The sequence below is a fragment of the Salinimicrobium aquimaris genome, from assembly GCF_035607535.1.
GTDB lineage: Bacteria > Bacteroidota > Bacteroidia > Flavobacteriales > Flavobacteriaceae > Salinimicrobium.
In genome coordinates, this window is sequence record NZ_JAYDZX010000010.1 from 136295 (window position 1) to 150425 (window position 14131).

Annotated in this window: 9 protein-coding genes; 7 read left to right on the forward strand and 2 right to left on the reverse strand. The window is 44.1% G+C overall.

The window, feature by feature from the left end:
• The first annotated feature begins 12 nt into the window (after positions 1–12).
• The 3 genes from VR862_RS10535 to VR862_RS10545 all read left to right on the forward strand — a co-directional run bounded on the left by VR862_RS10535 (position 13) and on the right by VR862_RS10545 (position 5553).
• A complete protein-coding gene (locus tag VR862_RS10535) occupies positions 13–612 on the forward strand; it encodes a DUF3347 domain-containing protein (RefSeq protein ID WP_324720930.1) in 600 nt (199 codons plus the stop codon).
• Positions 613–656: 44 nt separating this feature from the next.
• The gene (locus tag VR862_RS10540; RefSeq protein WP_324720931.1) at positions 657–1175 is read left to right on the forward strand and encodes a helix-turn-helix domain-containing protein; all 519 of its coding nucleotides are present in this window, start codon (positions 657–659) and stop codon (positions 1173–1175) included.
• Between the two features lie 79 nt (positions 1176–1254).
• Positions 1255–5553 carry a heavy metal translocating P-type ATPase gene (locus tag VR862_RS10545; protein WP_324720932.1) on the forward strand — a complete coding sequence of 1433 codons (4299 nt, stop codon included), beginning with the start codon at positions 1255–1257 and terminating at the stop codon, positions 5551–5553.
• Positions 5554–5634: 81 nt separating this feature from the next.
• On the opposite strand, the gene VR862_RS10550 is transcribed toward VR862_RS10545, so the two are convergent.
• Positions 5635–8127, reverse strand: coding sequence for a zinc-dependent metalloprotease (locus tag VR862_RS10550; protein WP_324720933.1), 2493 nt, complete (start codon positions 8125–8127; stop codon positions 5635–5637).
• A 231-nt stretch (positions 8128–8358) separates the two neighbouring features.
• Here VR862_RS10550 and VR862_RS10555 point away from each other — a divergent pair, with 231 nt between their 5' ends.
• Positions 8359–10236 (forward strand): T9SS type B sorting domain-containing protein, encoded by a 1878-nt coding sequence (locus VR862_RS10555; protein ID WP_324720934.1) that lies wholly within the window; start codon positions 8359–8361, stop codon positions 10234–10236.
• A 1-nt stretch (position 10237) separates the two neighbouring features.
• The gene (locus tag VR862_RS10560) at positions 10238–11245 is read left to right on the forward strand and encodes a PorP/SprF family type IX secretion system membrane protein (RefSeq protein ID WP_324720935.1); all 1008 of its coding nucleotides are present in this window, start codon (positions 10238–10240) and stop codon (positions 11243–11245) included.
• 154 nt (positions 11246–11399) lie between these two features.
• Here VR862_RS10560 and lysS read toward each other — a convergent pair whose 3' ends face one another.
• Complete coding sequence (gene lysS, locus VR862_RS10565; protein WP_324720936.1) at positions 11400–13097, reverse strand: lysine--tRNA ligase; 1698 nt, start codon at positions 13095–13097, stop codon at positions 11400–11402.
• Positions 13098–13216: 119 nt separating this feature from the next.
• Here lysS and VR862_RS10570 point away from each other — a divergent pair, with 119 nt between their 5' ends.
• Entirely contained in the window at positions 13217–13378 is a 162-nt protein-coding gene (locus tag VR862_RS10570) for a YqaE/Pmp3 family membrane protein (RefSeq protein WP_324720937.1), read from the forward strand.
• Positions 13379–13392: 14 nt separating this feature from the next.
• The gene (gene lipB / locus VR862_RS10575) at positions 13393–14091 is read left to right on the forward strand and encodes a lipoyl(octanoyl) transferase LipB (protein ID WP_324720938.1); all 699 of its coding nucleotides are present in this window, start codon (positions 13393–13395) and stop codon (positions 14089–14091) included.
• Positions 14092–14131 lie beyond the last annotated feature (40 nt).

Sequence of the window (14131 nt, forward strand, 5' to 3'; positions counted from 1 at the left end):
AACAACAGAAAAATGAAAAGAACAAAAATGACAATGCTGGCTTTGGCAGGAGCTTTTTTACTGGCTTCCTGTGGAGAGACAAAAAAAGAAAATGAAATAGAAGACGGTGCGATGCCAATGCAGAATGAAATGCACATGGAGGAGACCGATGACCACGACATGGGCGAAATGAGCGCTAATCTTGACGACGGGCAGTCTGGGGCAGTTGGTTTTAGGGATGAGAAAATGGGTGAAGCATATCAACATTATATGCACATTAAAACTGCACTTGTAAACACCAACGCAGAAGAAGCTCAAAGCGGCGGGAAGATGCTTGCTGAAGTATTAAACAAAGTTGAAAATAACACAGAGGCACTTGAGGCAGCTCAAACCATTGGTAATTCTCAGAACATTAATGAACAAAGAACGGCTTTTGAAGATCTTTCTATGGCAATGGAAGAAATGTTGAGAGGTTCTCTTAGGTCTGGTGAGGTCTATAAACAATTTTGCCCTATGGCCTTCGACGGGAAAGGTGCTTACTGGCTATCTGCTTCCAAGGAGATCAGAAATCCTTACTACGGGGATAAGATGTTGAAGTGCGGAAGAGTTGAAGGTACTATTACCGGGAGCTAAGCGTGAAGCTATTCATCAAAAATATGGTTTGTAACCGCTGTAATATGATGGTGAAGTCTGAGCTCGAACAGTTCGGGCTTCATCCTCTTACAGTAGAGCTCGGGATGGCCGAAGTAGAGCGCGATCTCTCTGCTGAAGAAAAAAAGCTGCTGAATGAGCGGCTGGAAAAACTCGGTTTCGAACTAATTGATGATAAAAAGACCCGGCTCATTGAGAGCGTAAAAACTGCGGTGGTCGAACTGGTCCGGAATCCGGAAGACCTTCCAAAAATGACATTTTCGGAACATCTTTCAGATAAATTTCACCAGGATTATTCTGCCCTGAGCAAACTTTTTTCTGAAGTGCAGGGCATGACCATTGAACAATATCTTATTCACCAGAAGATCGAAAGGGTGAAGGAACTGCTGGTCTACGACGAACTTTCCCTGAGCGAGATCGCCCTCCAACTCAATTATTCAAGCGTCTCCCATCTTAGCAAGCAGTTCAAAAAAGTAACGGGTTTAACGCCCACCCATTTTAAGCAGGTAAAGGAAAATAAACGTATTCCTCTGGACAAGCTTTAGAATCTTACCACAAATTTCCAGAATTGTATAACATTTCCGCTTTTATTCCTGCGAACTTTGGGATGTAAAAGTGTAAGAGATGAAACATACTTATAAAATTACCGGCATGACCTGCAATGGTTGTCGGGCACATGTTGAGGAAACACTGCGGAAGGTTGACGGAGTAAAATCTGCAGCCGTGGATCTGCAAAAAGGAGAGGCTGTGATCGAAATGGAACAGCATATTCCCTGGGACATTTTTGAAACTGCTCTTCAAAAAAGCGGAGGCAATTATCACATCCTGGCCCCCGGAACTTCGGAAGAAGATTTAAACTTTGCCAAAGTTCCAAAAAATAAGAATTCGGGTCGTGATGATAGCACTGCCGCTGGTGGGGAAAACTTTGGTAAAGTTGAAGAGAATTCAGGATCTGAATCAAACTTTGCCAAAGTTCCAAAAAAGGAGAATTCGGGTCTTGATGATACAACTGCCGCTGATGGTGAAAACTTTGGCAAAGTTGAAGAGAATTCAGGATCTGAATCAAACTTTGCCAAAGTTCCAAAAAAGGAAGATTTGAGTTATGATGATACCACTGCATCTGATGGTGAAAACTTTGGCAAAGTTGAAGAGAACTTGGGATCAGAATCAAACTTTGCCAAAGTTCCAAAAAAGGAGAATTCGGGTCATGATAATGCAACTGCTGCTGATGGTGAAAACTTTGGCAAAGTTGAGGCAAGCATGACCCACACCTATAAGATTACCGGAATGACCTGCAATGGCTGTCGGGCGCATGTTGAGGATACATTGCGCAAAGTGGACGGCGTAAAATCTGCAGCCGTGGATCTGCAAAAAGGAGAGGCTGTGATCGAGATGGAACAGCATATTCCCTGGGACATTTTTGAAACTGCTCTTCAAAAAAGCGGAGGCAGTTATCATATTCTAGCTCCCGGGACTTCGGAAGAAGATTTAAACTTTGCCAAAGTTCCTAAAAAGGAGAATTCGGGTCGTGATGATAGCACTGCCGCTGATGGCGACAACTTTGACAAAGTTGAGACAGGGATGACTCACACCTATAAGATCACCGGCATGACCTGCAACGGTTGTCGGGCGCATGTTGAGAAAACTTTGCGCAATGTCGACGGAGTAAAATCTGCTTCTGTAGATCTCGAAAAAGCTGAAGCTGTCGTCGGGATGGAAAAGCACATCCCGATTGAAGTTCTAGAGAATGCTTTGCAAAAAGACAACGGAAAATATCACATTTTTGAGAAGGAAGAAGGAGAAGGATCAAACTTTGCCAAAGTTCCAAAAATTGAAAATTCGGGTCATGATAATGCAACTGCTGCTGAGGGTGAAAACTTTGACAAAGTTGAGACAGGGATGACTCACACTTACAAGATTACCGGCATGACCTGCAATGGTTGTCGGGCGCATGTTGAGGAAACATTGGGCAAAGTGGATGGAGTGACAAGTGCTTCTGTAGATCTCCAAAAAGCTGAAGCTGTCGTCGGAATGGAAAAGCACATCCCGATTAAGGTTTTGGAGGATGCTTTGCAAAAAGACAACGGGAAATATCACATTTTTGAGAAGGAAGAAGGAGAAGGATCAAACCTTGCCAAAGTTCCAAAAAATGAGAGTTCGGGTCGTGATGATAGCACTGCCGCTGATGGTGAAAACTTTGGCAAAGTCGAGACAGGCATGACCCACACCTACAAGATCACCGGCATGACCTGCAATGGTTGTCGGGCGCATGTTGAGGAAACTTTGCGCAATGTCGACGGAGTAAAATCTGCTTCTGTAGATCTCGAAAAAGCTGAAGCTGTCGTCGGGATGGAAAAGCACATTCCCATTGGAGTTTTTGAAGATGCATTGCAAAAAGACAGTAGTAAATACCATATTCATTCAACAGGATCAATGGAGAAATACCAGGTGACCGGCATGACCTGCAGCGGGTGTCGTGCACATGTGGAGGAGACGCTCCAGAAAGTAGAAGGTGTCAAAGAGGCGAAGGTTAACCTGGAAAAGGCAGAGGCAGTTATTTCTTCAGAAAATCCCATTGCTGTAAATGTGTTTCAGGAAGCGCTAAGAAAGGACGGGAGCACGTATAATATTTATTTACCCGGGCAGAATGTTACAGCTCCACCTAAGCCTAAAATGCCTCAGGGCAAAGGCACAGGGACTTTTTATTGTCCTATGCACTGTGAAGGAGACAAAACATATAACAAGCCCGGAGACTGCCCCGTCTGCGGAATGGATCTGGTGGAGGAAGTAAGCTTAAAAGCCGAGCAACCATTGTATACCTGCCCAATGCACCCTGAAATTAAGGAGGATGAACCGGGAAGCTGTCCCATTTGCGGAATGGACCTGGTGCGCATGGAACCGGAACTTTCGGCTGAAAAGAAATCCTACAACAAACTGCTCAAAAAGTTCAAAATAGCCGTGGGATTTACCATCCCGATCTTCCTGATAGCGATGGGAGAAATGATCCCGGGGAATCCTATTTATGACTGGATGAGTATGGAGGCCTGGAATTGGGTGCAGCTGGGACTTTCGATTCCGGTGGTTTTTTATGCCACCTGGATGTTCTTTGAAAGAGCCTATCGTTCTATAGTGACCTGGAACCTGAACATGTTCACCCTCATCGGAATTGGTGCGGGTGTGGCATGGTTATTCAGTGTCTTTGGAATGTTATTCCCGGACTGGTTTCCGGAGCAGTTCCTGACTCATGAAGGAACCGTGCACGTGTATTTCGAAGCCGCGACAGTAATTCTGACTCTCGTTCTACTAGGACAATTACTGGAAGCAAGAGCACACAGCCGCACAAATTCGGCTATTAAAGAACTGTTGAAACTTGCACCGAATAAAGCCACTTTGGTGGTCAATGGAGAAGAACGTGAGATCCATACCGATGAAATTGAAGTGGGGAATGTCCTAAGGGTAAAACCCGGAGATAAAATTCCTGTTGACGGAAGTATAGAGAAGGGCCAGACCAACATTGATGAATCGATGATCACAGGAGAGCCTGTGCCGGTTGAAAAAGCTGAAGGTGATAAAGTTACTTCGGGCACGATCAACGGTAACAGGAGTTTTACCATGAAAGCCGAAAAAGTAGGGGATGAGACCCTGCTGGCCCAGATCATTAAAATGGTGAATGATGCCAGCAGGTCGCAGGCACCCATTCAGAAGCTGGCAGATAAGATTTCGGGATATTTTGTGCCGGTTGTAGTGATCATATCGGTCATTACTTTCTTCGTGTGGGCAGCATTTGGCCCTGAACCCAGCTATGTTTACGCCCTCATCAATGCCATTGCAGTATTGATCATTGCCTGTCCCTGTGCGCTTGGATTGGCCACTCCTATGTCGGTCATGGTAGGAGTTGGAAAAGGAGCTCAGAACGGGGTGCTTATCAAGAATGCTCAGTCTCTGGAGCAAATGGACAAGATCGATGTGCTTATTATTGATAAGACAGGAACTATTACCGAGGGAAAACCTTCAGTTGAAAAAGTTGTGGCTTCCGGAGGTATTTCTGAAGAAGAGCTGGTACAAATAATAGCTTCAGTTAATGCACAGAGTGAACATCCCCTGGCAGAAGCTACAGTGCGATACGCAAAGGATAAGAATTTGAAATTTTCCGAAGCATCGGACTTTAATGCCGTAACCGGAAAAGGAGTTACAGGAACTTCAGAAGGAAAATCGGCTGCTATAGGGAATGATAAGCTTATGCAGGAGATCAATGCTGATATAAGCAATGACCTTCAGCAACAGGTAAAAGCTGAACAGGAACAAGGGAAAACTGTTTCTTATGTGGCTGTGAATGGAAAGGTGAGCGGTTATCTTACTATCACCGATCCAATTAAGAAGACGAGCCGACAAGCTATTTCAGACCTTATAGACGCGGGCGTTGAGGTGGTGATGCTCACGGGTGACAACGAAGTTACGGCTAGTGCAGTGGCTAAGGAGTTACATCTTTCAGGTTTTAGGGCGGGAATGCTGCCACAGGATAAAATGGAGGAAGTTTCGAAACTTCAGCAACAAGGGAAAAAGGTTGCCATGGCAGGAGATGGGATCAATGATGCACCCGCACTTGCCAAAGCCGATATCGGAATTGCTATGGGTACAGGAACCGATGTGGCTATAGAAAGCGCAGAAATCACCCTGGTAAAAGGGGACCTGCACGGAGTTGTAAAAGCCAAGAACCTGAGCAAAAAAGTGATGAAGAATATTAAGCAGAACCTGTTCTTTGCCTTGATCTACAATACCCTGGGAGTGCCAATTGCGGCCGGGGTTTTGTTCCCGTTCTTCGGAATTCTGCTTTCTCCCATGATCGCAGCATTGGCTATGAGCTTTAGTTCGGTATCGGTAATTGCCAATGCCCTAAGATTGAGAAGTGTCAATATAGGTTAGTCAAAAATGGCATTTTTGACACCTCATAAAATGAAAGAGCCGGACAATCGTCCGGCTCTTTTCTATAGTATAAGAAAGAGATTAACTATTCGGGTCGAGTATAAGATTTACTCTTTCCAAAGCATCTTCTAAATGATAACGCGTTAGGGTATCTCTGCTTCGGCCAATGCTGTTGCGAAGATCACGCTGAAGCCTTTTGAGCTCGCCTCTCACAACCGGACGAATATCACTCTGCGCCACATCGATATTGGAGCGGGTGATCCAGGAACGGTAACGCGCAGGAATTGACTCCTGTTCTTCATTCATTAGATATTCCATTCTGTCAATATATGCTCGCTGAAGATTCCTTCTGTAAGTATCAATGTTCTGACCTCTTCTCAATTCACTCCAGATTCCGGTTCTTAAATCCTGCATCATTTCCAGAAGTCCGTAGGCATCGCTTCCGTTCATTTCGCGGTTCTCGATCAATCTTGCCATTCTTCCGAAGTCAAGAAGGTTGTTGAGCGTTCTCTCCTGAGTATTTCTTATTCTTTCAACGCTGCCGTCAAATTCGATCCTGTTGAAGATCTCCTGATCGATCAACCATTCGGGAGTTGAGAATAGTTCCTCCTGAAGGAAATTCATGGCGTTTTGCTGCTTTTCGGGAGTTACGTGGAAATACACGGCGCCTTCCTGGTCGTAAGTTTTGGTTTCCTTGATCACCCCACCCACGTTGGCAGCAACATGGCCCATATAGCGGTTGTACTGGCCAAGCACCTGCTCGTACATGGTTTCAAGATCTTCGTAATCCTTTCCTTTTTCAGCAGTCCATTCGATTAGGTTAGGGACAATTCTTTTCAGGTTTTTGATCCCATACTGGCTGGCAAGAACAGAATCATCGCCTAAATCTTCGGTCTGAGAAGTTGGATCAATTACGCTGCTCTGCTGGGCTCCAAATCTGTACATAGGATCACCTGCTTTTTCAAGGATCCATGAATCAAGGATCTCTTTTTCCTCTTTTCCAACCTTTTCAGGAATTGGTTTATAACCCCACATTACGGCATACTTATCGTACGGCCCAATGTTTGGCATTAAGGCTACGTCTCCGTCTTCCGGCTGAGCCACGTAGTTAAAACGTGCATAATCCATAATAGAAGGAGCTGTTCCATATTTCTTAGTGAATTCTGGATCTCTAAGAGACTCAACAGAATAAGCTACACTACTTCCCATGTTGTGTGGAAGTCCAATAGTGTGTCCTACTTCGTGAGCAGATACAAACCTGATTAAACGCCCCATGATCTCATCCTTAAATTCAACTCCGCGTGCTTCTTCATTAATTGCCGCGGTCTGAACAAAATACCAGTTTCTCAACAGGGTCATTACATTGTGGTACCAGTTGATATCCGATTCCAGGATCTCTCCCGAACGCGGATCACTAACGTGAGGTCCATTGGCATTTGGAATGGGAGAGGCAAGATAACGCACTACAGAATAACGCACATCTTCCGGGCTCCAGTCCGGGTCTTCCTCTTTGGATGGAGGATCTTTGGCAATAATGGCATTTTTAAAACCTGCAGCTTCAAAAGCAACCTGCCAGTCTTCAATTCCCTGCTTGATGTATGGAACCCACTTCTTTGGAGTAGCACGGTCTACGTAATACACGATTGGTTCTTTAGGCTCCACCAATTCTCCCCGCTTGAATTTCTCCATATCTTCTTCCTTCACCTCAAGTCTCCAGCGGTCAAGGTAGCGCACAGTTTCACTTTTTTGAGCATCAAGACCATAATCTGTTTGCCCTGTAGTAAACCAGCCAACGCGCTCATCATAGTACCTTCTTTCCATAGGTACTTTTGGCAGCAGGATCATAGAGTTGCTCATTTTTACGGAAATAGATCCTGTGCTTGAATTTGAAGGTGGTTCCCCGGCGTTGTACGTCTTTACGTGACGAACCTCAATGTTTTCGGGATAACTTCTAATAGTATCAATATAAGATCTGCTATCATCAAGGCGGCTGATCTTGTAGTTTTTACGACTTCTTTCCGGAAAACCTAGAGCCTGTACATCTTTTTTGAAAAGATCTGTCACTTTGATTACAGTGGCATTGTTCACAGAATCTTTGTGATAAGCTTCAATGTCAAAGGAAAAAAGAATAGGTTCAAAATTGGAATTTACCACGGCTTCGTGAACAGGAAGGGAATCAGCTGCATAAACATCGTGGGAAACTACGCGAAGAAGCACATTTTTGTTCTTCTTTTCCCATCTCAGCACTTGTTCATTTTGCTTTCCTCCACCAAAACCTATGCCCGAAGCAGTTTGAGCGATCCTGGTGACCATAAGCATTTCGCGGTTGAAAAGGCTGTCTGGGATCTCGTAATAGTAATCATCATCAATTTGATGTACGGTGAATAATCCGGTATCAGATTTTGCTTTTTTGGTGATCACCTTGTCGTAAGGTTTGATCCCGTTCTTATCTTTTTCGGCGGGTTTGGCTGTTGCGGCCGTTTTCTTATCCTTTTCAGGTTGAAAGACGGCGCAGCTTGTTATTGAAAAAGAAAAGAAAACAATAACCAGCCGGAACAATAGTCGGTTGTTCATTAATTGTAAATTTTTAGTTAAGAATTTGCCCAATTTAGGAAAACAGTCTTCGGTTGCCTAACCAAAAGCTGTTAAAATAAATGGAGGTGCACTTTGCTGATAGTTAGACGGGAGAAGCAGTAAAAGGTTTAATATTTTAATGAAGAAGCCGAAAGGCCTGATAAAGATCATAGACACAAGCTGCTAAAATTATCTTAAAATCTCTTTGCTTTCCCGTACCTTTGAGGGAAGATGAGAACTCCCTTACTTCTTATTTTCATTCTTATCTCCGGAAGTGCTTTTTCCCAGCTGGGATTTTGCCCCGGCAGTAAAGGAGACCCTATTTTTCATGAGACTTTCGGAACGGGAATAGGTACCGGGGCTCCATTGCCTGCAGGGGTTACTACCTATACCTATGTCACAGGTGATCCAAATGACGGGCAATATACCATCTCCAGCAGAATAGGCCAGAACAACGGAAGCTGGCATTCCGCTTTTCCGCAAACGACCTTGTCGAACGGGAAGGCGCTGGTAGTAAATGCCAACGAAAATACAGCAGGAATGTTCTACGAGACAGAGATCTCCGGCCTCTGTGAAGCTACCACTTACGAATTTTCAGCTTTCTTGATAAATGTGTATGACGCTGCAAGTGTAGACGTCTGTCCCGGCACCGGAATTCCGATCAATGTGCGCTTTGAAATCTGGGACGAAACTGATTCTTCACTTTTAGCAAACGGAAGTACAGGAGATATCGATGGAACTTCTTCTCCAAAATGGGAGCAGTATGCTCTGGTATTTCGATCTCAGGCAGGACAATCAAATGTGATTCTGCGAATGTTCAATAATGGAATTGGAGGCTGTGGGAATGATCTTGCTATAGATGATATTATTTTTAGGTCCTGTGGTGATCTCACAGAAATAACTTCTGATGTCACCGGAGGGAATTCCATGGAGGTTTGTGAACCCGAGGCTCCTGTAACAGTTGATCTTACAGCCTCGCCGGATGGTTCTGTGTACAACAGCTACGCTTTTCAATGGCAGGAAAGTACAGATGAAGAGAACTGGCAGGATATCCCTGGAGAAACAGGTAGCAGCTTTTCTTCTCCCTCTGTTAATTCCACCCGTTATTACAGGGTGAAAGTGGCTGAAGATGCTGTGAATTTGGCCGATAATCTCTGTAGTTCTGCTTCTGAAGCCTTTGCAGTCATTGTGGTAGAAGATCCTGAGGCCCCGATAAGTGAAGGGGACGTGGAGGTTTGTGAAGGTGATAATATCCCGCCCCTGGCGGTAAGCGTAGAAGATGATGAATCGGTTTTTTGGTTTGAGTCTGCTTCAGGCGGTGAGACCATTGGAACCGGCCGGTCATTTTTTCCCGCTACCGAAGGAACTTACTATGCTGAAGCTGCAAAAACAGGCTTTAGCTGTGATCCCGGCCCACGCACCCCCGTTAAGCTAAGAATTTTTTCCAAACCAATGGTGAATGATGAGGTTCGACGCCTTTGTACAGGCAGTGAAATACAACTTGATGCAGGAGGAGGGAATTTTAGTTACAGGTGGAATACCGGCATGACAACGAGGCAGATCGCAATAAATCAGCCGGGAAATTATTCCGTGACCCTCACCAATGCTAATGGATGTAGTGCCACAAAGAGGTTTGAAGTTGAACCGGTTGATGTTGCCGGAATAGGAAATATTACCTCCGAAGGTTCTACTGTGATCATTGAACCTTCTAATTCCGGGCAGTTCGAATATTCCCTTGACGGTAGCAATTTTCAGCGGTCAAATATCTTTCAAAATGTTTCCGGCGGAATTTATACGGCCTATGTTCGGGATCTTGAAGGTTGTAACACAGTTTCAGAAGAATTTCCTCATATTGTGCTTCCAAAATTCATCACTCCGAATGGTGACGGAATGAATGATCGATTTGAGCTGAAAGGAGTTGAATACTTCAGCAGCTCAGAGATCAGAATCTTTGATAGGTATGGGAAATTAGTGGCAATGGGCGAAGGGGCAGGATTTTCATGGAATGGAACTTTTAACGGAAGAGACCTGCCTGCAGAAGATTACTGGTATCACATTTCTATTGAGGGTTTTGAACCCCAAACAGGCCACTTTACCTTAAAGCGTTAATATGGTAGGACATACAAAAAGTAAAAACCTTCTAAAATGCCTTTTCTGGGCCTTTAGTTTAGGATCGTTCTTCAGCAGTGACCGCACTGCTGCCCAGGAGATCATCCCTACTTATTCAGATTATCTCACCGACAATCTTTACCTGTTACATCCCTCTCTCGCAGGGGCTGCGGGTAGAAATCAATTACGTATCACTGCGCGGCAACAGTGGTTTGAGGTTGCCGATGCCCCGGGAATGCAGACGCTTACAGTTAATGGCAGACTTGGGAACAGGGAGGGGATTGGCGCTATAATTTTTAACGACCAAAACGGTAACTTTTCAAAATCGGGTGCTTACGGGACCTTCGCCTATCATTTAAGACTCCCTTCCGGAGACCTGGAGTTGCACAGGCTGAGCTTCGGGATTAGTGCCGGGATTATCCAGCACCGGCTCGATCAAAGCGGATTTGATCAACCAGATCCCGTTATAGGACAGGATAAAACTTCCGTGAGTTACGCCAATATGGATGTGGGAATGTCCTATTTTAGAAAGGATCTTTATGTGCATCTTGCCGCAAAGAACCTGCTGCCTGTTACACGGGAGCTGTTTAATTCAGATAATATCGCAATTAACCAACGCAGGTACTTTCTTACAGCCGGATATATTTTTTCACCTTCCTATGACTGGTTTTTGGAACCCTCGGCCATGTTACAAATTGTTGAAGATACTTCGGAAAAAACTGCAGATGTTAACCTGAAAGCCTACCGGAATTTTGGTTTTGGACAGGTGTGGGCAGGACTTTCTTACCGGCAGGGTCTCGATAAAATAGAAGAGGACAATCTTGAAAATATTAGGTATGTCACTCCTTTCGCGGGAGTAGAATTCCGGAGTTTTTTAATTGGATATACTTACTCGCAGCAGTTTAATGATGTCGTGCTAAGTAACAGCGGATTTCATCAATTGACACTGGGCTATAACTTTGGAGCACCCCGTGCTCGCTACCACTGTGGCTGTCCTGCTATAAATTAAAGAGGCTGTTCAAAAAAACCGGAGAGATGTCATCCTGAATTAATTTCAGGATCCAAGTTAATTGAAAATCCAACTAAACTGGAAGCTGAAACAGGTTCAGCCTTACGACGATTTTTTTTAAACAGCCTCTTAGTGCCAGTTCAAAAATGGCATTTTAGAACCACTTTTCTACCTCGTCCAGCTGCAGTGCAGCTATGGGTAATTTATTCTTTTTGCGAAGGCCATTCAGCTTTTGATGTACCTGTGTTGGTTTATTTTCCTTTAGCCTCGCAACTGTTCCATATTCGTGCATCACCGTGTCTACCCACTCCTGTGGCACACCAATTTTGATAAAATCTTCGGGTTTTGGAGTAGCAATCTTCTTTTCGGGCTTCATTTGAGGGAAGAAAAGTACTTCCTGAATGGATTGTTTGTTGGTAAGGAACATGATCAAACGATCCATTCCAATTCCCAAACCTGAAGTTGGAGGCATCCCATATTCAAGAGCTCGTAAGAAGTCATTATCGATAAACATGGCTTCGTCGTCCCCTTTTTCAGAAAGTTTTAGCTGCTCTTCAAAACGATTTCGCTGGTCAATAGGATCGTTAAGCTCGGAATAAGCATTGGCGATCTCTTTTCCGCAAACCATCAATTCGAACCTTTCAGTGAGCTCGGAATTTTCCCGGTGCTCCTTACAAAGCGGACTCATCTCCTTCGGATAATCTGTGATAAATGTCGGCTGAATAAAATTACCTTCACATTTTTCGCCAAAGATCTCGTCAATGAGCTTGCCTTTCCCCATGGTGTCATCTACTTCGATACCCATGCTTTTTGCAGCCTCAAAAAGTTCTTTTTCAGACTTGCCTGTAATGTCGAAGCCGGTGAATTTCTTAATTGCATCGGTCATGGTGATGCGTGCGTATGGGGCTTTGAAATCTACCTGATGTTTTCCAAAAGTAGCTTCTGTGGTGCCGTTAACAGCAATAGCACAATGCTCCAGGAGATTCTCCGTGAATTCCATCATCCAGTTGTAGTCCTTGTACGCCACATAGATCTCCATGGCAGTAAACTCTGGATTATGAGTGCGGTCCATACCTTCATTGCGGAAGTTTTTGGAGAACTCATAAACTCCGTCGAAACCACCAACAATCAGCCTTTTAAGGTAAAGCTCATTAGCAATCCTAAGGTAAAGCGGAATATCCAAAGCATTGTGATGTGTTATAAATGGACGCGCAGCGGCTCCACCTGGAATGGACTGTAAAATTGGAGTTTCAACTTCAAAATATCCTTTGTCATTGAAGAAATTCCGCATTGCATTAAAGAGCTTTGTTCTCTTAACAAAGATCTCCTTAACTTTAGGATTCACAACCAGGTCGGCATACCGCTGGCGATATCTTAATTCGGGGTCGTTGAACTCGTCATAAGTTTTTCCTTCCTTGTCTGTCTTTGGTAGCGGCAGCGGCTTTAGGGACTTGCTCAAAAGAGTGAAATTCTCGACCATTACGGTTTTCTCTCCCACCTGGGTTTTAAAGAGTTTTCCCTCAATTCCAATGAAATCGCCTATGTCAAGAAGTTTCTTGTATACGTCGTTATATTTGCTTTTATCGTCTCCGGGGCAGATCTCATCACGGTTAAAATAAACCTGGATCCTTCCGGTGGAATCCTGAATTTCAGCAAAGGAAGCCTTCCCCTGAATTCTTCTCGACATTAGCCTTCCGGCTATGACTACCTTTTTATTTTCTTCAAATTCAGCTTTGATTTCAGAAGTAGTGTGATCAACGGGATAAAGCGCTGCGGGATAAGGATCTATATTCAGTTTTCGCAGGGAATCCAGTTTCTCCCGGCGAATTTGTTCCTGTTCAGATAAATGCATCTTGTTTATTTCAAAATTTGACTTGCAAAGATACAGACATTAGGAGAACCAATCAATTGTTTTTTATGGCCCGAAAGCAGCCATGTGATTCCCCAAAATTGCTATTTTTGTAATCGCTTATGAGTCTTTGGAGAGTAATATTATCGATTCTTTTTCCACCCCTCGCAGTAATAGACAGGGGCTGTGGATCTATTCTTATTGTTCTTATCCTAACCCTGTTGGGGTGGGTGCCGGGAGTGATAGCAGCTTTGATCATTTTAAATAATAATAAGCACAGTTAAAAGGAAGAAAGGATTTGAATAAGAAGGTGCAATTTGAGGAGTTGGGGCTTAAGGATTATAAGGATACCTGGGAATACCAGGAAAGGCTTTTCAAAAATATCCTTGATCAAAAGATAAGGAACCGTAGAGAAGGAACTACAGAAGTTACCGGGAACCATCTTCTATTCGTCGAACATCCTCACGTTTATACCCTCGGAAAAAGCGGAGATATTTCGAACCTTCTAATTAACGAAGAGCAGCTGAAGCAAAAAAAAGCTACTTTCTATAAAATCAACAGGGGAGGAGATATCACCTATCACGGCCCCGGACAGATAGTAGGATATCCAATTCTTGATCTGGAAAATTTCTTCTCCGACATACATAAATATCTGCGACTGCTGGAGGAAACTATTATACTCACCTTGGAAGAATATGGTGTAAAAGCAGGTCGAAGTGACGGTGAAACGGGAGTGTGGCTGGATCAAGGAACTCCTTTTGCAAGAAAGATCTGTGCTATGGGCGTGCGGGCAAGCCGCTGGGTGACCATGCACGGTTTTGCTTTTAATGTAAATGCAGATCTCGGCTACTTCGACAACATCATTCCCTGCGGAATTGAAGGTAAGGCGGTAACTTCATTAAATTTAGAATTAGGAGTTAAGGAAGTGCCGGTGGAAGAGGTCAAGGCAAAAATAAAGAAGCATTTTTCTGCCCTTTTTGAAGCGGAATTGGTTTAGGGCTTAGGCGGATTTTTTAGCCACGGATTCACTGATGGTC